This window comes from Glutamicibacter sp. AOP12-B1-11, from assembly GCF_052379245.1.
In the GTDB taxonomy this organism is placed as follows: domain Bacteria; phylum Actinomycetota; class Actinomycetes; order Actinomycetales; family Micrococcaceae; genus Glutamicibacter.
In genome coordinates this window covers 89,508-111,654 of the sequence record NZ_JBQSYL010000007.1, presented here as the reverse complement: position 1 = coordinate 111,654, position 22,147 = coordinate 89,508, and the positions used below count along the sequence as shown (strand labels likewise).

The 22,147-nt window shown below is 61.4% G+C and carries 22 protein-coding genes; 11 read left to right on the top strand and 11 right to left on the bottom strand.

Translation table 11 applies throughout. From position 1 onward, the window contains the following. Positions 1-6: 6 nt before the first annotated feature. Positions 7-1,329, bottom strand: a complete 1,323-nt coding sequence (locus ACT3UQ_RS05880) for an alanine racemase (RefSeq protein WP_105553430.1) — start codon at positions 1,327-1,329, stop codon at positions 7-9. Positions 1,330-1,488: 159 nt separating this feature from the next. Between ACT3UQ_RS05880 and ACT3UQ_RS05875 the strand changes: the two genes are divergently transcribed. Genes ACT3UQ_RS05875 through ACT3UQ_RS05865 form a run of 3 tightly spaced genes read left to right on the top strand, consistent with a single transcriptional unit; the run spans position 1,489 to position 3,658 of the window. Next, complete coding sequence (locus tag ACT3UQ_RS05875; protein ID WP_444636666.1) at positions 1,489-2,502, top strand: sugar kinase; 1,014 nt, start codon at positions 1,489-1,491, stop codon at positions 2,500-2,502. Further along, on the top strand, positions 2,499-3,260 hold the full coding sequence (locus ACT3UQ_RS05870) for an IclR family transcriptional regulator (protein WP_105569694.1): 762 nt from the start codon (positions 2,499-2,501) through the stop codon (positions 3,258-3,260). Before ACT3UQ_RS05875 ends, ACT3UQ_RS05870 begins: the two co-directional genes overlap by 4 nt. Continuing rightward, positions 3,257-3,658 (top strand): RidA family protein, encoded by a 402-nt coding sequence (locus ACT3UQ_RS05865; protein ID WP_105553433.1) that lies wholly within the window; start codon positions 3,257-3,259, stop codon positions 3,656-3,658. The genes ACT3UQ_RS05870 and ACT3UQ_RS05865 overlap by 4 nt, the downstream gene beginning before the upstream one ends. Before the next feature lie 263 nt (positions 3,659-3,921). Here the strand turns inward: ACT3UQ_RS05865 and ACT3UQ_RS05860 are convergent, their stop codons facing one another. Continuing rightward, entirely contained in the window at positions 3,922-4,215 is a 294-nt protein-coding gene (locus tag ACT3UQ_RS05860; protein WP_105650160.1) for a DUF6966 domain-containing protein, read from the bottom strand. Between the two features lie 325 nt (positions 4,216-4,540). Further along, positions 4,541-5,191, bottom strand: a complete 651-nt coding sequence (locus tag ACT3UQ_RS05855) for an alpha/beta hydrolase (protein WP_105553435.1) — start codon at positions 5,189-5,191, stop codon at positions 4,541-4,543. A gap of 215 nt (positions 5,192-5,406) precedes the next feature. On the opposite strand from ACT3UQ_RS05855, the gene ACT3UQ_RS05850 reads away from it, so the two are divergent. After that, a complete protein-coding gene (locus ACT3UQ_RS05850) occupies positions 5,407-5,799 on the top strand; it encodes a VOC family protein (protein ID WP_105553436.1) in 393 nt (130 codons plus the stop codon). Positions 5,800-5,803: 4 nt separating this feature from the next. Here the strand turns inward: ACT3UQ_RS05850 and ACT3UQ_RS05845 are convergent, their stop codons facing one another. The 5 genes from ACT3UQ_RS05845 to ACT3UQ_RS05825 form a co-directional block, all read right to left on the bottom strand. Beyond that, positions 5,804-6,586 carry an IclR family transcriptional regulator domain-containing protein gene (locus ACT3UQ_RS05845; RefSeq protein ID WP_181150521.1) on the bottom strand — a complete coding sequence of 261 codons (783 nt, stop codon included), beginning with the start codon at positions 6,584-6,586 and terminating at the stop codon, positions 5,804-5,806. A gap of 98 nt (positions 6,587-6,684) precedes the next feature. After that, positions 6,685-7,341: a 3-oxoacid CoA-transferase subunit B gene (locus tag ACT3UQ_RS05840; protein WP_105650159.1), complete on the bottom strand. Its 657-nt coding sequence runs from the start codon at positions 7,339-7,341 to the stop codon at positions 6,685-6,687. Next, positions 7,341-8,012 carry a 3-oxoacid CoA-transferase subunit A gene (locus ACT3UQ_RS05835; protein WP_105553438.1) on the bottom strand — a complete coding sequence of 224 codons (672 nt, stop codon included), beginning with the start codon at positions 8,010-8,012 and terminating at the stop codon, positions 7,341-7,343. The genes ACT3UQ_RS05840 and ACT3UQ_RS05835 overlap by 1 nt, the downstream gene beginning before the upstream one ends. Before the next feature lie 41 nt (positions 8,013-8,053). Then, positions 8,054-9,265 (bottom strand): thiolase family protein, encoded by a 1,212-nt coding sequence (locus ACT3UQ_RS05830; RefSeq protein WP_105553439.1) that lies wholly within the window; start codon positions 9,263-9,265, stop codon positions 8,054-8,056. 175 nt (positions 9,266-9,440) lie between these two features. After that, positions 9,441-10,145, bottom strand: a complete 705-nt coding sequence (locus ACT3UQ_RS05825; RefSeq protein ID WP_105553440.1) for a DUF6318 family protein — start codon at positions 10,143-10,145, stop codon at positions 9,441-9,443. Positions 10,146-10,321: 176 nt separating this feature from the next. On the opposite strand from ACT3UQ_RS05825, the gene ACT3UQ_RS05820 reads away from it, so the two are divergent. The 7 genes from ACT3UQ_RS05820 to pcaC all read left to right on the top strand — a co-directional run bounded on the left by ACT3UQ_RS05820 (position 10,322) and on the right by pcaC (position 16,792). Then, positions 10,322-11,068, top strand: a complete 747-nt coding sequence (locus ACT3UQ_RS05820; protein WP_105553441.1) for an IclR family transcriptional regulator — start codon at positions 10,322-10,324, stop codon at positions 11,066-11,068. A gap of 311 nt (positions 11,069-11,379) precedes the next feature. Then, a complete protein-coding gene (locus ACT3UQ_RS05815) occupies positions 11,380-12,576 on the top strand; it encodes a 4-hydroxybenzoate 3-monooxygenase (protein ID WP_105553442.1) in 1,197 nt (398 codons plus the stop codon). Positions 12,577-12,634: 58 nt separating this feature from the next. Further along, positions 12,635-13,468: a protocatechuate 3,4-dioxygenase subunit beta gene (pcaH, locus tag ACT3UQ_RS05810; protein ID WP_105553443.1), complete on the top strand. Its 834-nt coding sequence runs from the start codon at positions 12,635-12,637 to the stop codon at positions 13,466-13,468. Beyond that, on the top strand, positions 13,469-14,047 hold the full coding sequence (gene pcaG, locus ACT3UQ_RS05805) for a protocatechuate 3,4-dioxygenase subunit alpha (protein WP_105553444.1): 579 nt from the start codon (positions 13,469-13,471) through the stop codon (positions 14,045-14,047). 143 nt (positions 14,048-14,190) lie between these two features. Beyond that, positions 14,191-15,597, top strand: coding sequence for a lyase family protein (locus tag ACT3UQ_RS05800; RefSeq protein ID WP_105553445.1), 1,407 nt, complete (start codon positions 14,191-14,193; stop codon positions 15,595-15,597). Then, entirely contained in the window at positions 15,579-16,376 is a 798-nt protein-coding gene (locus ACT3UQ_RS05795) for an alpha/beta fold hydrolase (protein WP_181150523.1), read from the top strand. The genes ACT3UQ_RS05800 and ACT3UQ_RS05795 overlap by 19 nt, the downstream gene beginning before the upstream one ends. Positions 16,377-16,393: 17 nt before the next feature. Next, positions 16,394-16,792 carry a 4-carboxymuconolactone decarboxylase gene (gene pcaC, locus ACT3UQ_RS05790; RefSeq protein ID WP_105553446.1) on the top strand — a complete coding sequence of 133 codons (399 nt, stop codon included), beginning with the start codon at positions 16,394-16,396 and terminating at the stop codon, positions 16,790-16,792. A gap of 48 nt (positions 16,793-16,840) precedes the next feature. On the opposite strand, the gene ACT3UQ_RS05785 is transcribed toward pcaC, so the two are convergent. From ACT3UQ_RS05785 to ACT3UQ_RS05775, 3 genes are read right to left on the bottom strand one after another with little or no spacing between them, the layout of a single operon-like run. Further along, a complete protein-coding gene (locus ACT3UQ_RS05785) occupies positions 16,841-18,049 on the bottom strand; it encodes a Wadjet anti-phage system protein JetD domain-containing protein (RefSeq protein ID WP_444636660.1) in 1,209 nt (402 codons plus the stop codon). Continuing rightward, positions 18,039-21,524, bottom strand: a complete 3,486-nt coding sequence (locus tag ACT3UQ_RS05780) for an ATP-binding protein (RefSeq protein ID WP_105553448.1) — start codon at positions 21,522-21,524, stop codon at positions 18,039-18,041. Before ACT3UQ_RS05780 ends, ACT3UQ_RS05785 begins: the two co-directional genes overlap by 11 nt. Further along, a complete protein-coding gene (locus ACT3UQ_RS05775; protein ID WP_105553449.1) occupies positions 21,524-22,147 on the bottom strand; it encodes a DUF4194 domain-containing protein in 624 nt (207 codons plus the stop codon). Before ACT3UQ_RS05775 ends, ACT3UQ_RS05780 begins: the two co-directional genes overlap by 1 nt.

Here is a 22,147-nt window from a genome sequence, read left to right as displayed (position 1 = left end):
TGTTCCTTAGAAAAAGGTGCGCACGGCATCAACGATGCGCGGGTTGCTGTTGGCAGCCGTATCGAGCACCGGCAGCAGGGTCCATTTATCCAGTGCCGTACACGGGTGGGAGAGTCCCAGACGGACTACATCCCCGGGGTTGATCTTCAGCGACGGGTCAAAGCTGAGGAAAGCATGCTGGTCGTTGACCGCAGTGATTGCCGCCGATTCCAGTGCTGTCATCTCTCTGCCTAACCCGGTGCCGACTGCCTGTGGCACGGGCAATCCCTCGTCAAAGGGAAGGTCACGCTTACCGGCGTCCAGGATGGCAAGGCCCGGCTCAGGCTGGGACACCACTCGGACCCAGGCATGCATGGCCGAACGCAGGGCTTCGGGAGCTTCTGGATCCTGTCGCCCCAATGGGGAGATCATCCGGTAGAAGCCGTCGTCGTGAATCACATAGGCACCCGATCGCAGCACCACCTGCACCGCGGGGACCTGATCGGTAGCTTCTTGGCTCAGTTCGGACAATTCGGAGGCAACCTCGTCGAAATAGGCACTGCCGCCGGCGGTGATGATCACCTCGTCCGTGCCGTAGAGCTTTTCATCCAGCGCGGATCGGTGCAATTCTCCGACTCGGCGCAGGTAACCACGCACGGCACCGAGTGCTACTTCGTCGGTGGTATGCGCCAGTGAGCCTTCGTAGCCGCCTACGCCAGCCAACGCCAATTGCGGCGAGGCGGCAACGGATCGTGCGATCTCCAGCGCTTCGGTGTTGGCACGTGCGCCGGTGCGTCCATTCAGGGCGCCGAGCTCGACGATTACTGGAAGGACAATCTGCGGCGTTGTGGCCAATTCACGCTCCAGCAGCCGGACCGTCCGCACCGAGTCGACCCAGGAAATGATCTGCGCGCCCTTGGCGGTTTCGGCCGCTAGATACGCGATGGCCTGTGGATCGGTGACTGAATTTGCGATCATGATCCGCTGCACGCCGAAGGCTCGGGCGGTGCGCAATTGGTGGGCATTGGCCAAGGTCAAGCCCCAGGCGCCCAACTCGAGCTGGCGTTTCCACAGTGCCGGGGCCATGGTGGTTTTGCCATGGGGTGCCAACAGCACCGAGTGCCGTTTGCACCAGCTGGCCAGCAACTGGAGGTTATGCGCCATGGCCGCCTCGTCGAGGGTCAGCACCGGGGTCTGCAGGTTGCCCAGATGTGGCTCCGCAGCCAGGAATTCGTCGACGGTACGGCCGTGGAAAGCCGCCGGGATCGCCTGATGCCGCCAATCGAGGGTTTCCGCGGACAGCTCAGCGACGTGCTGGACGTCGATCTGCTCGTTGCTGGATGAAACCATTACTAAAACCCCTTCATTGCGTATATCGCAATCATGATTGCAAATGTTGCCTGGATATGTTTAGCATTGATCCCGTGATCCCGTCAATGCTTTATCGAGACTTGACTCACCACCCGGCGTCGATCACCGATAAACCCTCAACCCATAAGGAAGTAGCGCATGAGCGATGTGATTTGCCTCGGAGAAACCATGGCGATGGTGACTCCGGCCAACGGCTCAGCCTTGCATCACGCCCACGAGATGGCTTTGTCCATGGGCGGGGCCGAATCCAACGTGGCACTCGGCTTGGCAGCCATGGGTGTGGATGTTTCCTGGGTATCACGGGTGGGGGCCGATGATTTCGGGTCGCGAATCACCGAAGAACTAAACGCCGGGGGCGTGGACACTTCCCTCGTTGAGTCTGACGGTCGTCGTCCCACGGGGCTCTATGTCAAGGCTCCGGCACACGATCGATCCCCCGCCAAGGTCCTGTACTACCGCGCCGGTTCGGCAGCGAGCGCCATGGATCGCGCCTTCCTCCGCCACCCGTCCCGGGCGACTGCACTGCGCGCCGTGAAGTTGATCCACCTCTCCGGAATTACCGCAGCGCTCTCGGACTCCTGTGCTGAGATGATGCTCGAGCTCTGCTCCGCACCACGCCAAGCCCGGATCTGCTTCGATGTCAATTGGAGGTCTCAGCTGTGGCAGGGCCGCGATGCCTCGCTGCTGCAGAAGTTGGCCAATAAGGCCGATGTCGTCATGGTGGGGCTGGACGAAGCCGAACTGGCCTTCGGCACCAGCGATGAACAACTCATTCGCCAGCTGCTACCAGATCCTTCGATCCTGGTACTGAAAAATGAATCCACCAGCGCTATCGCGCTGACCCCGGAAGGACGCTTTGAAGTGCCTTCCTTACAAGTTGATGTAATCGAGCCCGTCGGGGCAGGAGATTCCTTTGCGGCCGGCTTCCTCTCCGGCCTGCTGGCTGGACTCACCACACCCCGGGCCTTGCGCCGCGGCCACCTTGCGGCAGCCTGCACCCTCACGGTGCGCGCTGACCGCGGCGATCTCCCCCCGGCAGAGGTGATTTCGCACCTGCTGCAGCTTCAGGAATCCCAGTGGAGCGGTACAGTCCTTTCAGCTGAAGGCATTAGTGTTTTCGGTGAACAGATCTACCGTAAAGGAATATCGTGAGCGCCACACTCAAGCGCGCGCTAGGGCTACTGAACCTTATCGCCACTGAACCGCAAAGCTTGGACGACATCGCGGCCGATAGCCAAGTGCACAAGACTACAATCATGCGCCAGTTGCACACCTTGGAAGAATGCCGCTTCGTGGTGCGCAACGACCAAGGCAAGTACCAATTGGGGTCCAAGCTCTTTGAACTATCCTCACTCGCCTTGGAACAGCGAAATATCGTTCAGGTAGCCCATCCGCATCTGACCGCACTAAACCGGCTAACGGGACAGACCATCCACCTGGCCGCTTTCGAAGGCCCCGAGGTGGTGTACATCGACAAGCTGGAGTCCCGGCACTCGGTACGCATGTATTCCCGCATCGGCTTGACCGCGTCGCTGCATGCCACCGCGGTGGCCAAGGTGCTGCTCTCGGAGCTGCCCGTGGAACGACGTCAGCACATTGCCGAGTCGCTGAATTACCACCGCTACACAAAGCACACGTTAAGCAACGCCGAAGATTTTCTGACGGCCTTGGATACCGTCGAACGACAGGGCTTCGCTTTCGACAACCGAGAGCATGAAGAATTTGTGCACTGCGTCGCCGTGCCAATCCGGGACGCTAGCAGCCATGTCGTGGCCGCCGTCTCATGCTCGGTACCGGTGGTATTGCTGAGCCAGGAAGAGCTGCTGGCCCTAGTGCCAGAGATCAAATCCGTTGCTGAGGCGATTTCCGCCGACCTTGGCTTCATCCCAACCGAAAGGAAAACCTTATGAATAAGGAAATCGTCCGGACTGACAACGCCCCTGCCCCGGCGCATACCTTCAGCCAAGGAATCAAGAAAGGTGGCATGTTTCAGGTATCCGGCCAAGGCCCAATGGATCCGGTGAGCAACGAATACATCGCCGCCGGCGATGTCAAGGGACAGACTCGGCGTACCTTGGAAAACGTCAAGGCCATCTTGGAAGCTGGCGGTTCCTCAGTAGAGGATGTCATCATGTTCCGTGTTTACCTGACCACGCGCGATGACTTTGCCGCCATGAACGAGGTGTACGGCGAGTTCATCAAGGAGAACGTCCCAAGCGGCCAGCTTCCGAGCCGCACCACGGTGTTTGTCGACCTGCCGCACGAGGTTATGCTCGTGGAAATCGATGCTTTGGCCGTAACCGCCTAAGCTCTTTCACACCCTGCCAATGCAGTCCCACGGGCTTTCCCTTGGGACTGCATTTTCTGTGTTGAGCGTTCAACGTTGCGGCGCAGTCATCAAATGCGCGGAACTGGCAATCCGATTCGCACTTCACCCACCGACAGGAGACCCGAACGGACCGGACCCTAGGCGGTTTCGAGTTGTCGGGGTTTGCCGCGGCGTTCGGCCGTCGCGCCAATGCGCTGCCGGTAAATTTGCCGCATTCGTCCGGCGGGCTCAACGAGCCGCGATTAGTCCCGCAGCAACCACGAGCGGGCTGCGCTAAGCGCACGGCGCAGTCCGTCCACGGCCTCGGCCATGACCGCGGTACCCACGTCTTGGAAAGATCCCATTCCGCCACGATAGAGCTCCAGGGCCTGCCTGGCCGCCTCGCGCAATTGCGCACGGGATTCAACGTTTTCAAAGAGTCCATCGAGCCAGTGCGCCGCATGGGCGCGCTGCGGATCCTGGTCGTGTGCCGCGGCGCGATGCAGTTTCGCGATTGCCTCGCGGATTTCAATCAACGTTCGTTCTACCGTGGCCATGAACCAAGATTACCCGTGCCCGCCAAGGCTACTGCTTCGGCGCTGCGCGCACCGCCGGCAGAACATCCGTGGCCAGCGGCCCGATTCAGCTCAGCGCTTGGCCCGGCGACAGCCCACCAAGCCCTACTCCGGGCCAGAAAAAAGGGATGCCTCATAGCTTAAAAGGATTCACGATCCAGATGTCCGGGTTCTTCCGCACCTATCCGCAACAGCAGATCCAGCTTCTCTTCAGAGTATTCGCCGTAGCGCTCCGGCAACTGGCTTTGGGCGCCGCTGGCCGGTTCACCGAAATCGAAGGTCCCGATCGTGAAAGGCGCCAGCGGGCTCAGCCCTTGGCGGCTGGCAAGGCGGCCAGCGCCTCGGTGACGTGGCTGCGCACGTCGTCCAGTTCCTCGATGTTGATCCCGTGGGCCAGGCCCGGGTAGGTGCGCTCGGTCAGCGACGAGTGCTGGGGCAGGAAGTCGGTGGTGCGCGCGATCGCCACCGGGGCGATCACCCGGTCCTCGGTGCCGCGGCCCCAGAACACTGCCGGACGCTGAGCGGCGAGCCGGGCATCGGCCGGCTGTTCGCCGCCGAGCACAAATCCGCCGAGGATTGTGGTGGCAACTACGCGCTCCGGACGGGTGCGCAGCAGCTGGCTGGCCATCAGACCGCCCTGCGAGAACCCGATCGGGATGACCTTCGTGCCGGCATCGACGTTTTCATCGATCCAAGCCCAGATGGCCGCGGTAGCCGCCTCGACGGGAGCCGCGTCGGGCACTCCCGGGGTGGTGATCTGGAACCAGGCGGCGCCGCCGTTGCCGAGTTCCAGCGGAGCGCGAAGCGATGCCCAAGGCAGCTTGAACCCGAGCGGCTCCGCCAGCGAGCTCAGATCGTTTTCGTTGGAGCCGAAGCCGTGCAAGAACAGGATTACCGCGCCGGGTTCGGCGGTGTGGTTCCAGTCTGCCGAACGGATGTCGCTCAGTAGGTCGGTCATGGCGGATCAACTCCTCTTGATTTGCGTCCGGGCCGGGCCCGGCGATGGCTGGGATTCCGTGGCCGCTTAGTCGCGGCAACGGACTCCGCTATGACAACATTACAGGTTTTAGTTGAAGTTACAACAAATATTTTGTCAGCCTCCATATTCTCCACCGGAGATCTGCGCCTCCGCGGCGCTAGGCTGCACAGCGGCCGCCGGATAGATTGGTGCCCATGGAAATTCTTTCAAGCCGAGTGCTGCTGCGGCCCGTGAACCTGGCCGAAACCCAGAGCTTCTACCGCGACGTGCTGCAGTTGGCGGTGTCCCGCGAATTCGGCCCGCCCGAGCACCGCGGCGTGGTGTTTTTCCTCGGCAACGGACTGCTGGAGGTCTCCGGCCAACGCGACCCGGCGACTGCCTCCTCCCTGGTGTTGTGGATCCAGGTCCGCGATGTGGAGGCCCAGCTGGAACGGCTGACTGGCCAGGGAGTGCCGATCCTCCGCGAAGCGCTCACAGAACCATGGGGGCTCATCGAAGGCTGGATCCAGGATCCCGATGGGACCCGCATCGTGCTCGTGCAGGTTCCCGAGCACCACCCGATCCGGCGCGATGCGCGCGAGCTGTAGCTGCTCAGCGGCTCGCGGCCAGCGCTTCGCGCACCTGCTCGGCGGCCCTCAGCAATTCGGGAAGGACGGCTTCCGCCGCCTGTTCGGCGCTCAACGCCGAATTGGGGTGCACACTCATCGACACATTCATCGCGGCCGCCACGCTTGCCTCCGAAGTGAAAACCGGGACCGCCACCGAGCGCAACCCGATTTCCAGCTCCTGGTCCACCACGGCGAACCCCTGCGCGCGGATCCGCTCCAGCTCCACGCGCAACTGATCCGCGCTGCCGATGCCCAGCCCGGTGGTCGCATGAACCCCGGCAGCCAGCACTGATTCGCGCACCGCTTCGGGCTGGTAGGCCAGGAGCACCCGGCCCATCGAGGTATTCACCGCGGGGAACCGAGTGCCCACCGAGATCCCGACCCGCATGATCGAGCGGGTATGCACGCGGGCGATATAGACAATTTCGGTTCCGTCCAGCACCGAGGCCGAGGCCGACTCATGGACCGTGGCCGAGAGCTCTTCCAATACCGGCTCGATCAGCTGCGGCAACGTGGCGCTGGACAGATAGGCGTAGCCAAGCTGCAAAACCTTGGAGGTCAGCTCGAAATGCTTGCCGTCAGAACGGACGTAGCCCAGATCTTGCAGGGTCAGCAGAAAGCGGCGTGCGGTGGCGCGCGATAGCGAGGTGCGCACCGCGACCTCGGAGAGCGTCATCGACGGGTGCTCCGCGTCGAAGCTGCTGATCACCTGGAGACCGCGCGCCAGGGACTGGACGGACGTACTATTTGCTGCCTGCTCGCTCACCGTGCTCCTTGCACGCGCCTTACCGTGCGGCGCGCGGGTTATGAAAATTGGGGGTGCCCCGAAATCATTCGGAAGCACCCCCACTAATCTACTGTGTTCTAGGCCTTGGTTAGTTCTACCGGCACCTTGGCCTGCAGTTCCTCGAAGCTGAGTCCATGGCTGGAGCGCACGAAGACCTTTGAATCGCGCAGTTCGAAGATCGCCACCTCGGTGTAGATCCGCGAGACGCAGCCCAATCCGGTCACCGGGTAGGACAGCGCTTCGACAAGTTTTGATTCACCGGTCTTGGTGAACAGGCTCATCATCACCCAGGTCTGCTTCGCGCCGATGGCCAGATCCATGGCTCCGCCGACGGCAGGAATCGCGCCTTCTGCCCCGGTGTGCCAATTGGCCAGGTCTCCGGCACCGGATACCTGGAAAGCTCCGAGTACGCAGACATCCAGGTGCCCGCCGCGCATCATGGCGAAGGAATCGGCGTGGTGGAAGAAGGAGGCCCCGGGAAGTTCGGTCACCGGGATCTTGCCGGCGTTGATCAGGTCCTCGTCGACGTCCTCTCCGGTGGCCACCGGCCCCATGCCCAGCATTCCGTTTTCGGTGTGCAGGGTAACTCCCTGTTCACCGGTCAGGAAGTTGGATACGTTGGTCGGCTGGCCGATGCCGAGGTTGACGTAGGCACCGGCAGGAATGTCTGCGGCGACGCGCTGGGCCATTTCGTCCCGGCTCAGTTTTTCTTCGGTGCTGGAGTAGTTGCTCATTACTTAGTTCCTCCAAGTGCCACGACGGTATCCACGTAGATGCCCGGGGTGATGACGTTCTCCGGGTCAAGGCTGCCAGCTTGGACAACCTCGTCCACCTGCACGATTGCCTGCTTGGCCGCGGTGGCCATGATTGGGCCGAAGTTCCGGGCGGTCTTGCGGTACACCAGGTTGCCCAGCGTGTCGGCCTTCAGCGCCTTGATCAATGCGAAATCCGCGTTGATCGGGGTTTCCAGGACATAGCCCTTGCCGTCGATGACGCGGGTTTCCTTGCCTTCGGCCAGCAGCGTGCCGTAGCCGGTCGGGGTGAAGAAGCCGCCGATCCCGGCGCCTGCGGCGCGGATGCGCTCGGCCAGGTTGCCCTGCGGAACGAGTTCGAGCTCGATCTCGCCGGCCCGGTAGGCCTCGTCGAAGTGCCAGGAGTCGGACTGGCGCGGGAAGGAACAGATGATCTTCTTGACTCGGCGTTCCTTGATCAGCAGCGCGAGCCCGGCATCGGCCTGGCCCGCGTTGTTGTTGACCACGGTCAGCTCCTTGGCGCCGCACTCCATGAGCGCGTCGATCAGTTCCATCGGCTGGCCGGCGTTGCCGAAGCCGCCGATCAGGACGGTTGAGCCGTCCTTAATTTCGGCGACGGCGTCGGCCGCCGAGGTGGCAATACGTGGTGCCATAATTCTGCCTTTCTCGAAGTTTCCAGACCCAAGCAGCGGAACTACTTGGTTGCGTTTTCGTTCTCGACGACTACCGCCAGGCCCTGGCCGACACCGATGCAAATCGCTGCCACGCCGTAGCGCTCACCGGATTCCGCCAGGCGGCGGGCCACGGTGCCCAGGATGCGCAGGCCCGAGGCGCCCAATGGGTGGCCGATGGAGATGGCGCCGCCCCAGGCATTGACGATGGCCGGGTCGATATCCCAGGCGCGGATGCAGGCAAGGGACTGCGCCGCGAAGGCTTCGTTCAGCTCGACGGCGGCGATATCCGACCATTTCAGCCCGGCCTTGGACAGGGCCTTGTTCGCGGCCTCGACCGGTGCGAAGCCGAAGAACTGCGGATCCAGCGCGGAGGCGCCGTTGGACACGATGCGGGCCAGCGGGGCGGCGCCGAGCAGCTCGCCGCCACGCGCCGAGCCGATGAAGGCAGCCGAGGCGCCGTCGTTCATCGGCGAGGCGTTGCCGGCGGTGACCGTGGCGTTCTCGCCGGTGCGGAAGACGGTGCGCAGCTTGGCCAGGGTTTCGGCGGTGGAATCCGCGCGGATGGTTTCATCCCGGGTGAACTCGGTGCCGCGCTTGTTCGCCGGCGGCACCGAAACGACCAGATTGTCGTACTTGCCCGCGTCCCAGGCCGCTGCCGCCTGCTGGTGCGAAAGTGCGGAGAATTCGTCCTGATCCTCGCGGGTGATGCTGTGCTTTTCGCGCAGCTGCTCGGTGGCCTCGCCCAGCGAGACGGTCCATTGTCCCGGCATGGCCGGGTTGACCAGGCGCCAGCCCAGGGTAGTGTTCGCCAGCTCGAGATTGCTCATCGGGAAGGGGCGCTCGGTCTTCGGCAGCACCCATGGGGCGCGGCTCATCGATTCGACTCCGCCGAGCAGTACCAGGTCCGCGTCGCCGGTAGCGATCTGGCGGGAGGCCGCGATGGAGGCATCCAGCGAGGAGCCGCACAGGCGGTTCATCGTGGTGCCCGGCAGCGAGGTTGGCAGCCCGGCGAGCAGGGTGGCCATGCGGGCCACGTTGCGGTTTTCCTCGCCGGCGCCGTTGGCATTGCCGAAGATCGACTCGTCGATGTCTGCAACATCCAGCTTGGGAGCACGGGCTACCAGCTCGCGCACTACGTGCGCCGCGAGGTCGTCCGGACGGTGGGAGGAAAGGGCTCCGCCGATTTTGCCGAACGGGGTACGGATTGCGTCGTATAGGTAGGCCTGCTGCATGTATCCACTGCTCCATCGCTGCGTATTGTTCACATTGTGAACTTCTGTTCGTAGTATGAACTTTAGCAGTTGGCGAGCGTAGCTTCAAGGCTTCTTCACTTTGCAAAACTGCCGGTACGTGGCAAAAATGCCCTAATCGAGCGAGGCGATTAGGGCTCCGTGGGATCCAAGACTTTCACTGCGCGTTGACCATCACATCCAACGGCTGCCAGCCAGTTGAATCGACGAATTCCGGATTCGAAGCAACCAAACTGCAGATGGATCCGATGAATTCTCCGTCTTGATCGTAGGCAACCTCGTCCCAGTTCGAATCGACTTCATCGCATGAGACTGGTTCAATCCTTTTTGTTGTTTTGCCATCAGAGTCAATCACTTCGCCGGCGGCTCGCTCCAATTTGAGAATCGCCATGGAGACTTGCTCGGCCCCGTCTTCTTCGCCGAATTGGTCCGTAACACCTGAAACTTCTACAACAGAGAATTCACCGCCTTCGATGCGACCACCCGAAGCATAGGCATCATCGATCTGGACAGCTAGCTTCTCGCAAAGAATGCAATCCTGAGCAGAGAATTCCCTGAAGGGCTCGGTGTCTCCAGTTGCAACAGCGTAGTTCCGCAACTCAACCCAGTAGTTGGCTGCCGCCCCCAACCCCTTGTCGGTATTCTCAGCAAGCGCAGCAGGCTTTACTGGCTTCGCCGGCTGCGCAGGGGGCGATTCCAGGTGATCAGCTGGGATAGTCGATGACTCAGAAGTTGGCTGCTTCGACAATTCAGCCGAGGATTGGGCTTCGGTATCGCTTGATGCACTATCGCAACCACTCAGAGCTAGTGCCCCGACCATCGCGAGCGCCACTACGGTCTGTGCATTTTTCTGACCCATCATTCCCCTGCTATCGCTGTCGATTCTCTCAATGAAAAGAATCTATCCCCCTAAATGATTAAAATCGATGAATGAATAGTGAACAGTTAGTTCACCGGAAATTCAGGGAGAATGCTTGATCAACGAGCTGGAACACCAAGCAATCGGGTTCAGCGATTCTGCTGGAATAGAGTAGAGCCATGGCCAATTCGCCCAGCGGGGATTCAATGTTGGACCGCTTGGTGCGGATCCTGGATTCCTTTGACACGCAAAATCCAACGCTGACGGTCAATGCGCTGGCCCGCCGGGCGGACGTGCCCAGGGCAACCACCTACCGGTTGCTGGAAAGCATGATCGCCCACGGCCTGCTGGCCCGCGAGCCTGATGGCCAGGTGCGCCTGGGACTGCGGCTCTGGGAGCTGGCCAACCGCAGCGCTTCCACGCTGACCCTGCGCCAAGCGGCCCTGCCCTTCATGGAGGACATCAACCAGCTGGTGGGCCAGAATACTCAATTGGCGGTGCTGCACGAGGATGACGTATTGGTTATCGAGCGGCTCTCCCGACCCGGCTCCGTGGTCAACCAGGCCAATGTGGCCGGGCGGATGCCGGTGCATCTGACCTCCATGGGCATGGCATTGCTGGCCTACTCCCCCGCGAGCGTACTGGAGGGCTATCTCGAACGCCATGCAGAGGCCATGCTCTCCCGGCACCCGAAGCTGCGCCACGAGCTGGCGGAGATCCGGCGCAATGGGTTCGCGACCTTCGACGGGTTCATCGACCCGGAGTCCACCGGCGCCGCCGCACCGATCCTCGATAGCCATGGCCACGCGCTGGCCGTGCTGTCCGTGGTGGTTCCGCGGGGTTCCGATCTGCTGCCTTCGGCCGTCATGGCGCTGCGGACCGCGGCCCGTGGCATTTCCCGCGCCTTGGGGCCGGGGACAGAATAATTCGCGGACCGAAGTTGGCGAATACACGCACCGCCAACCCGGGTTTCTACGACCCCACCCTAAGCCAGCTCGGCGTTGCGCGCTATTGGCGGCCCGACAGTCCGACCGAGGCGCAAAGCCGCTCGTGGCAATCTCGAAATGAGCAGACGTAACCAAAGACCAAGTTTTCTCGTTCAATGAGACATCGAGTGCCGGCCCGACGGACTCCACCGCATCCTTGAGGAAGTTCCACCTCCTCGACCGCGCGCAGGAATTCCGGCAACGCCGCCGAAATTCGATGCGGATGGTCCCGCACAGATAGGCAGGTTCCCATGGTTCAGAGTCCACGGATCATCAAGACCAAGGTCGGCATTATCGGCGGCGGCCCCGCAGGCCTGATGCTCTCGCACCTGCTTTCGAAGTCGGGCATCGACAACCTCGTCGTGGAAATGCGCGACCACGAGACGATCCGCAACACCCACCGCGCCGGCATCCTCGAAGCCCAGGCGGTCAAGATGCTCACCGACTCCGGTGTTGAGGGCCGCGTGCTCACCGAAGGCGATGAACACGCCGGCATCGACCTGCGTTTCAACGGCGCATCGCACCCGCTGGACTTCCGCGATCTGGTCGACGCGACGGTCACCCTCTACGCGCAGAACGAGGTCTTCGTGGATCTCGCCGCGGCCCGCCAGCGCGATGCCGGGGATGTGCGCTATTCCTGCGAGGTCACCGAGATCCTGGAGATGGAGGCCTCCACCCCGAAGTTCCGCTTCACCGACGCGGAAGGCAACCTCTTCGAGGTGCACGCCGAGGTGATCGTCGGGGCCGACGGGTCACGGTCCTTCGCACGCCGCCAGATGCCGGAAACTCTGCGCAAGGATTTTAAGGTCACCTACCCCTTCGCCTGGTTCGGCATCCTCGCCAAGGCGCCAAAGTCCTCACCGGAATTGATCTACGCGAACTCCCCGCACGGCTTCGCGCTGATCTCCCAGCGCAGCGACACCGTGCAGCGCATGTATTTCCAGTGCGACCCGAATGAAGACGTGAACGCCTGGAGCGATGACCGGATCTGGTCCGAACTGCAGCGCCGCGTTGCTGGCCCGGACAACTTCCAGCTGCAGACCGGGGAAATCTTCGATAAGACCGTGCTCGGCTTCCGCTCCTTTGTGCGCGAGCCGCTCTCCCACGGCCGGATGTTCCTGATCGGCGATGCCGGGCACACCGTTCCGCCCACCGGGGCCAAGGGCCTGAACCTCGCCTTTGCCGATGTGAAGGTGCTCTTCGAAGCGCTGGATTCCTACTTCTCCAGCGGCAGCGACAAGCTGCTGGGCGGCTATTCGGAGCTGGCCCTCAAGCGGGTCTGGAAGGCACAGAATTTCTCCTACTGGATGACCTCGATGCTGCACACCCCCGTTGGTGCCGATCCGTTCATGGCCCGGCGCGCCCTCGGCGAGCTGGATACCGTGACCTCCTCGCGCTATGGCATGCAGTACCTGGCCGAGTCCTATACCGGCTGGCCGCACGCCTAGCCTTCACCCCAGCCTTTTCTCCACCACACCCGTACGCCCCCTTCGAAAGGAGCACGCAGTGAGCACCGAAACCACAGCTAACGAGACGTTCAACGATTCGCACGTGCTGGACCCCGCAGCCACGACGCTCTCGCAAGAATCCATCAGCCAGGAAATCACCGACATCCACGCCGCCTACCGCCAGTCGGTGGTCGAGGGCAAGAAGGCCGAGACGCAGCCGCGCATCGACTTCGCGCCCTACCGCTCCTCGCTGCTGCGCCACCCCACGAAGAACCTGCACCACGTGGATCCCGAAACCATCGAGCTGCACTCCCCGGCCTTCGGCGAGCGCGACGTGCACGCCCTGGAATCGGATCTGACCATCCAGCACAACGGCGAGCCGATCGGCGAGCGCATCGTGGTCGCCGGGCGTGTGCTCGACGGCGACGGCCGCCCGGTCGCCGGGCAGCTCGTGGAAATCTGGCAAGCCAACGCCGCCGGACGCTACATCCACAAGCGCGACCAGCACCCCGCCCCGATCGACCCGAACTTCACCGGCGTGGGCCGCGCCATCACCGGACCCAATGGCGAATACTCCTTCACCACCATCAAGCCGGCACCGTACCCGTGGAAGAACCACCACAATGCCTGGCGCCCGGCGCACATCCACTTCTCGCTCTTCGGCACCGACTTCACCCAGCGCATGATCACGCAGATGTACTTCCCGGGCGATCCGCTCTTCAGCCTGGACCCGATCTACCAGGCCATCACGGACAAGGACGCCCGCGACCGCCTGGTCGCCAGCTACGACCACTCGATCACCAGCCACGAATGGGCCACCGGATACAACTGGGACATCGTGCTCACCGGGTCCAACCGGACCTGGATGGAAGACGAAGAGGGAGATCACTAAATGTCTCAAGCACCAGAACTCAAGCTAGCCCCCACCCCGGGACAGACCATCGGCCCGTTCTACGGCTACGCGCTTCCATACGAAAACGACAACGAGCTGGTCAACCAGGCCAACCCGAATTCCGTCCGCTTGCACGGGGTCATCACCGACGGCAAGGGCGAGGTCATCCCGGACGCACTGCTGGAAATCTGGCAGGCCGATGAGCACGGAAACGTGGTCTCCAAGGACGGCTCGCTGGTTCGCGACGGCTACACCTTCACCGGCTGGGGCCGCACCGCGGTGGACAACGTCGGACACTACACCTTCACCACGCTGAACCCGGGCGCCACCGAGGCCGGCAAGGCGCCGTTCATCATGCTCACGGTTTTCGCCCGCGGCCTGCTGAACCGGTTGTTCACCCGCATCTACCTGCCCGAGGACACCGCGGCGCTGGCCAGCGATCCGCTGCTGGCCTCGCTGGATGACGAACAACGCCAGACGCTGATCGCAACCCGCGAAGAAGATGGTTCGTTACGTTTTGATATTCGCCTGCAAGGAGATCTGGAAACGGTGTTCCTCTCCTACCCACGCGAAAACTAAGGCTTAGCCGACACCCCGCTGGTTCGCCCCGACGCCCGAAGTGTTACGGGCGCCGGGGCACCCCGCGGGGTTTTGCCCGTTGCAGGGCACTAGAGTTCTAGAGCAGGGGCAGGCGCCCTTGCAGAGAAGAAGCGAGGAAACGAATGGACGGCGCAGATTACGGCGTGCTCTCCCCCGCATGGGCCGGGACCGCAGTGGCGGCACTGGCCAGCGATGCCGCTTTCGTCCAGGCCATGCTGGATGTTGAGGCCGGTTGGGTGCAAGTCCAGGCTGAAGCAGGCCTGTGCACCGGCCAAGACGCGCAGGCCGTTCGGGCAGTGTCCAAGGTAGAGCGCTACGATCTGGCCTTGCTGGCTTCCAAAACTCCTGATGGAGCCAATGCCTTGATCCCGCTCTTGGGCACTATGCGCGAGTTGCTCCACGCCGATGGTGCGCCAAAATCTGCAAGTGCCTCATTGCACCGCGGGGCCACCAGCCAAGACATCATCGACACCGCCTTGATGCTGGTTCTGTCCAAGACTGCCGGCCAGACGTTGGCAGATTTGCGCCGTGCCGCGCAGGGACTGGCTCACCTGGCGCAGGCCAATCGCGGGACTATCTGCATTGCCCGCTCGCTGACCCAGCACGCGCTGCCAACCACCTTCGGCTGGAAGGCGGCCAGCTGGTTGTCGGCAGTGCTCAGCGCCGAGCAGCAGCTGGAATCCGCATCGAAGCAGCTGTCCCTGCAGTGGGGCGGCGCAGTGGGAACCCTCGCTTCCCTCGAGCAGTTCCTGTCGAGCCGAACCGGGGCACCAGCGACCAGCCAGCAACTGGGCACGGATTTGGCGCGCTTGATGGGCTTGTCTGATCCGGGCACCCCGTGGCACACCAACCGGATGCCCATTGTGCAGATCGGTTCAGCACTGGCCGCAACCATTGCCGCGCTGGGGACCTTCGGCGCAGATGTGCTTACCGCCTCCCGGCCGGAAATCGGCGAGCTGTCCGAACCACGCGAAGCCGGCAAGGGCGGGTCCTCGGCCATGCCGCAAAAGCAGAATCCGGTACGTTCGATACTGCTGCGCAATGCTGCGTTCAGCTCCCCCGGTTTGCTCTCCACGCTGTTCACCGCTGCCGGCACCGCCGTAGATGAACGTCCGGATGGCGGCTGGCACTCCGAATGGAACGCACTGCGCGAACTGGCCCGGTTGGCTTCGGGCGCAGCGTTCCATGGGTCTTCCCTCGCCAACGGGCTCATCGTAAATCTTCCAGCCATCGAGCGGAACCTCGCCCTGGGCGGGGATGCGGTGCTCTCCGAACGCCTCGCTACCGTTCTGGCACCGTTGGTCTCCGGCGGCAAGCCCGCCATCCAGGCGCTGGTGCGCCGCAGCCTGGAGGATGATATTTCCCTGCGCGAGCTATTGCGCTTGGAAATACCAATGCATGATCTGAGCGACCAAGACCTCTTCGAATTACTAGATCCCGCCGGCTACCTCGGTGCCGCGGATCGTTTCACCGAAACCGTACTCGCCGAATACTCGGCACGGAAGGAACTATGGCAGTCCCACAATTAACCCCCTCCCTGTTGCACACCAACAAAGAACTTCCCACCCTCATCGTTGGCCCGTCGCTGGGCACCGCCGTCCTGCCGCTGTGGGCCCCGGCATTGCCTTACCTCAAGGAAAAGTTCCAGGTCATCGCCTGGGATCTTCCGGGGCATGGCGAAAGCAAGCCATCCACCGAAGCATTCTCCCTGTCTGAGCTGGCCACCGGTGTCACCAAGGTAGTCGAAGCACTGCGTGCCGATGGCATTATCGCCGAAGGCAGCAAGCTGTACTACGCCGGTGTGTCACTCGGCGGCGCCACCGCGCTGCAACTGGCCGTGGACTACCCGGGCTACTTCAACGCGCTGTCTTCCATCTGCTCCGCAGCGAAGATCGGCACCCCCGAGGGCTGGACCGAACGTGCCGAACTGGTGGCCAAAGCCGGAACCCCGACCATGGTCGCCGGGTCCGCCGAACGCTGGTTCGCACCCGGATTCATCGAGAAGGAGCCGGTGATCTCCACCGACCTGCTGCACAGCCTGCAGGACGCGGACCGCTTTGCCTACGCACACGCCTGCGGCGCGCTGGCCGGTTTCGACGTGCGCGAACAGCTGATTGCAACCACCGATCCGATCATCGCCGTCAACGGCGCACAGGACCAGGTCTGCCCTCCAGCGGACGCTCAGTTCATCGCTGAAACTGCTCCAAAGGGATCTATGGCGGTCATCGATTCCGCAGGCCACATGGCCCCGGCCGAAGCACCCGAAGAGACCGCAGCCTTGCTGGCTGAGTTCTTCCTGGCCAATTAATTAAGAGAGCCGCTGATATGCCTGATTCACAACGACTGCCCGGCGATGCCTACGACGCGGGAATGGAGGTTCGCCGCGAAGTACTCGGCAACGAGCACGTGGACCGCTCCACCCAGAATTCAAACGAGTTCACCGACGAATTCCAGGAAATGATCACCCGCTACGCATGGGGCACCATCTGGACGCGTGACGGCTTGCCGCGCACCACGCGCAGCGCCATCACGCTGACCGCCATGATTGCCGGCGGTTACTGGGAAGAGCTTGAAATGCATGTGCATGCCGCCCTGCGCAACGGAATGACTTCCGAGGAAATCAAGGAAGTCTTCCTGCAGTGCGCCATCTACTGTTCGGTCCCGGCAGCGAATGTCGCGTTCAAGATCGGCAAGAAGGTCTTGGATGAGTACGCGAACGAGTAGCCAAGCCTCATTTGCGAAGTTCCCGCAAGGGTGCGGTAGCCGCGGCGGCTATTCGACCACGGTGGAAAGATCCCAGCCGCAGGCCCTGGCAATCTCCTCCGCCGCATAGCTCCAATTAATCTGTTCCTGCTCCAACCTCAGCTGCGGGCTGTCGGCATCCGAGCGGAGGCTTGCCAGGAGCGAAGCCTCTGCCGCAGTGAGATGATCCAGCCGCGCCTTGGACGGTTTGCCTTCGGTGCCCCAGAATTCGCGGTGCGCTTCCAGTGTTTCCCGGTCCATCATCACACTGCGAACGTGGCCGTGGTGCGAGCGCAATTGATTCAGAATTGCGAAACCGTGGGTGTCCAGGTCTCCCCAATACACAAGCTCACAGGCATTCACCCATTCGGCTGCGGCCAGTCCATCCAGCCCGTAGCCTGCGCCGAAAACGACCAAGCTCTCCGGCATCAGCGGCATGGCCAGGAAATTGGTCCGGTTTTCGGTCACGAGAACCGTACGCACCGCAAGTGACATCGAGGCAAAGGCTTGGACCGTCATTTCAAGGTCTTCGGCGCCACCCGGTGCGCCCAGTGTTTCGGCCAACCCCCGAACACGCACGGTGTCCGGTTCCAGCTTGAACCCGTGACGCAATTTGAAGGACTTTATTGTGGAACTGCGGGGAGTTACCGTGCCGCTGAGCACCGCCGCCATCTCGTCGATCTCGCGCAGATGCTTTTCTATAAACTTTGTGTGCACTCCGGAAAGTGCAAGTTGTCGCAGGTAAATTCCCGGTTCGCGGTTCTCCACCAGCCATCGGGCCACCTTTGCCGCGGCTAGCGACTCGGAGCCCAACGCCGCGAGCCGGAAGGGACGAGCAAGCACCCAGGGCCGTAGTTGCGGTTCATTCCCCAATAGTGCCGAGGCTAAATGCGTGAATGCCGCAGCTTCCCGCCCCTTGCCCAGGAATGCGATCTCCTGGTGCACGGTATCGAACCAAGCCGCCTGTGGTACATCGTTGGCACCAATGCTTTGGTGTCCGATGCTCTTGGACTCAATGCGGTAGTGGGAAGCTGCCCGGTGAAGTTCGCTCACCCAATTCTTCGCCTCGCCAAATCGCTGCCTCAACTCCCCGGCATTTGGCGATTTCAAAGGCCTGCGGCGCGGATAAACTCCCGTTGGCTCCAGCAGCTCGCACAGCAGCTGTCCGCGCTCCCAGGTTTTCAGTGACGCCGCCCGCAAGCCAGAAACTGTGGTCCACCCGGATTCCTTAGTTGCCACGGCGTTCCTTCTCGGCCCGGTACTCTGCGATAGTCATGTTCCGCAGCTGCGAAGCCTGTCCCGAAGGATTGTCCACGAATCCGACATGCGCCACGAAGGGCTCGATCACGTGAATCTTCTGCAACGGGGTGACGATCAGCAACTGCAACTTCAGCCGTTTGAACAGCTGAAGGCCATAGTGCGCCGAAGCGTCCGAACCTCGGCCGAAGGCCTCGTCTATCACGACAAATCGGAAGTTCCGTTTGGTTTCGGTTCCCCCGCTCTTTCGTCCGCCCAGCCCGAATTGGAAAGCCAGCGCCGCTGCAAGGATGGTGTAGGCCAGTTTCTCTTTCTGACCTCCTGACTTTCCACCCGAATCAGTGAAATGCTCAAATTCTTCGTTGGTCTCGCTCCACCTTTCGGAGGCACTGAAGGTAAACCAGTTGCGAACATCGGTGACCTTCGCGGTCCAGCGCTGATCCAGGCTGGTAAGCCCGTCACGTCCACGGAAACGCTCCACCAGCTTGGACACCTGGGCGAATTTCAGCTCAGAGTATTGCTCGCTTTCCCCCAATGCTCCTTCGGAGCAAGCCCGCAAGTCGACAACGAATTCGCGAATCTCCTGGTCCGAACTCTGGTGATGCTCGAGCTGAATGTGCCGGGCCGGGTCGTACTCGATCTGCGCCAACGATTCATTAATCTGATCGATACGGCCGGTAATGTCTGTCTTCCGAGCATCGAGGAAGGCGTTGAACGCGACAATCTCGTTGATCGTATTCTGGTTCAACGCTTCCTTGAACTTGCTCGCGAAACGTGGCAAGTCATCTTTCTGCAGTCGTTCGAGCAGCGCGATGAACTCGTCCGCAGCCTCCAGCGCCTCGTCGAATTCGGTGCACTCTTCCTTGTACTTGGCCCGAAAAGCACCCATCAAGTTCAGGGTTCTTTCACCGGCCCTGATGACCTGCTTGTTCAGGTTGTCGATGTGTCCGGTGAGCTGTTTATTCACCGAGCTTTCTATTCCCGGGACGTTCTTGTAGCTCAGTTCCGCCTCGCCCAACGCCTCACCCGTAAGCCGCCCGAGCTCGGCCAGTACCTGTTCATCGGTGGTTACCGGACGCAGCTCCAAGGATTTCGCGCATGAGCTGATGGTCCCAGCGATATCCTCGAGCCCTTGCTCGTTCTTACCAATTCGAATGCCAAACTGTTCGGCCTGATCCTGCAGCTTTTTCAGCTCAAGCACCAGTTCGGACTCTTTCTCGGCCAGCAATGCGAGTTGGTCATTGGCCGAAGACAGCTGCCTGTGCTCCGCCACCAATCTGTCGATTTCCCTGGTGGTGAGCTGCCAGCCGATTTCGGCGAAAGTTTTAACCGCCTCCACCGTGCCAACCGCGCGCTGCGCCGCTCCAAGTTTTCCAAGCTCCCGCAACACCACAGCAATTCGCTGTTCGATTCCCTGCCGTTTGGCTACCGCCTCATCCACGAGCCGCCGGATCGTGGTGGTTTTCTCGTGGTTATCCCAGCCGAGCACGAAGTTCCGCCGATCCCGGCGCGCAGGGCGGTCATCTTTTTCGTGTCTCCCTCCACCGGTTTTTAACTGGCCGTTGGGTGTGACGGCTTTGGCATGGCGACGAAATTCATCCAGGGATTCACAGCAGTGGTGGTCGAAACGTGTGTTCAGCTGTGCAGCCAGATATGGGCGGAACTGCGTCCCTACCTTGATTTCAATCTTGGACGCCAACGTTCCGGCACGTTGCTCCACAGCTTGCATTGGTTGCGAATCGACCTTGCGGTAGACCAATCGCCCGCGAAGGTTGTTGCGGTCTACCCAAACGGATACCGCAGCATAATGCTGCTGGGGCACCAGCAATGACAGTGCAAACCCGCGCAGCGCCAACTCGGCGGCGCCTTCCCAGAGCTGTTCGCCGGGACGCACACGCAAGAGTTCACCGATATACGGCAGATTCGTCTCCTCCAGCCCAGTCGCCTCACAAAGTCGCCGGCGGATTTCAAGCTGTTCGCGCGGAAGCAGGTTCGTTCGCGCCTGCAGGGACGCGAGTTCCTCGTGCAGCGACTGTTCTTCGGCTTTGGCTTCCGCAACTAACGCCAGCAACGTTCCGTGGCCGTCATTGAGTACCGCAGCCTCCCGCTCCAATCGCACGGTAACTTCAGGTAAGTCGGCCACGTTCGCATCGAAATCCACTTGGTCTCGGACGGGCTGCAGCACCAGCAGGGCAGCCGAGCTTGCATAGGATTCGGCTTTGGCCTTTTGGGACTCTTGACGACCGGTAGCCGCGTGGATTTCGCTGTCGATGGTTGCCAGCCGGCCACCGCCGTGGACTCTGATGTCCTCGCGAATCACAGCTAGTTGTTCCTGCGCTTTGAAAACCCCGGCTTTCTTGGCAGCAGAATCCCGACGAAGCCTGGTCGCGGCACGTTCCAGCTCCGCTTGGTGTTCCAGGCTTAATTCCAGCTGTCTGGACATGAACCACGGGGTCAGTTCCTCGCGCACCGAGCGGTACGTGGATTCTTTTGCGGATAATTGCCGGTGCCGTTGAGCATGTTCCCGAATCGGAACAAGCATGTCGATCTGGTCTTTGGCCCGGCGCACCGCATCGTGGGCCTTCTTCAGATCATCAAAATGCAGGATCAGGTTCTTCAACCGACCAGCCACGTCATCGTCGTCTAGCATATTTGTGCGCACGAAGCTGGTGATGTTCTCAACCTGCTTCATTGACACCGTGCGGTGGAACAGTTCCATGGCTTGGGAACCAGAAATGCCGAACTGTCGCTTAAACGCCGATTCATAACTGTCGAAGGTGTCAAAGACGGTCACGCCGTCGCCGCGCAACCGTCGTTTGAGTTTCAGCGGGTCACCACCGAAATCGGCGAAGTTCCCGGTGATTGACTGCTCCGACTCGGAAAGGGAATAGAAACGGTTAGGTTGCCCGGCTTCTTGCGTGGCCCATAAGGTGAGCGCCAGGCTAACGGTCTTGTCCATCTCGGCGTTGCCGAAAATGCCCAGTACCACGGTGTAGCTGCCAGGTTTACGCAAAGCTACAGGTTTTGAAGCGTCTCCTCCACCGCGTTCTGACTTATGGAAGCCACGCACGTAGGACATGAGACTGCGTTCTTTTTTCTGGGCCCCGGCGGCCTTATTAAAATCAATCCGATGGGCCGGTAACAGCAGAGTCGTGATCGCGTCTACGACGGTTGATTTGCCCGAGCCGATGTCTCCGGTCAGCAAACTGTTTTCACCGTCCAGAATAAAGCGACGCACCGCCCCATCGAAGGTTCCCCAATTCAGGATCTCCAGCCGGCGCAATCGAAAACCGGGGTCATGTCCTTCGAATTCCAAGGTCTCGGTCTGTTCAACGCGTGGGCCGTTCGCCTTGGGCAAGGGCTCGCTCGACTTGGTTGGCTCTGGTTTCGCCGCGGCAACATCGGGTGTGGAGTTGAAGAGCGAGTCTTGCAAATCCGAGGTGTTTTTCGATGCCATTATTTCTCCTCCAAGGCGGTGCGGTAATCAGCTAGGCGTGCATCGAGTTCCCCGAGCCATTGAGCATCGACGAATGCCTTTATGATCCGCGCAACCTCAAAGCTGTCATCGCTGCCGCGAAGCTTACGCAGGAAGCCCATCTCGGCCACCTTCTTGATGCTGGCGTTCAGTTGATCGAACATCCTGACCTCATTGCTGGTTTCGGGCATGAATACCGAGACCAGCTCAGCGATCTGTTCGCGCGTCATAACCAGACGCGTTTCGGCGGTCTGCTGGTCGAATTCGGCCAGCCTCACCCGCAGCAGCGCGAGCAGCAAGGAGACGTGAAAGGTCAATTGCCTGCGAGCTACCAATCGTGGCAGCTTGGAGTCTTCTGCGGCTTTCGAACGCAAGAATGCGTAGCCTTCGATATCATCATGGAATAGCTCTAGGCCAAGCACCGCCACGTAATCCCGCGCCGAGCTGATGTTCTCCCCTAGCTCTTGCCACAACTTTTCATCTGACTCGCGGTAGATCACGCCTTTAAGCAGATGAGTGACCACCAGGGAGAGCGAATCGGTGGGCAGAGCGGCCGCGGTTGCTGTTGCTGCTGCGTCGGTATCGAATGGCAATGCTTCGGTCAT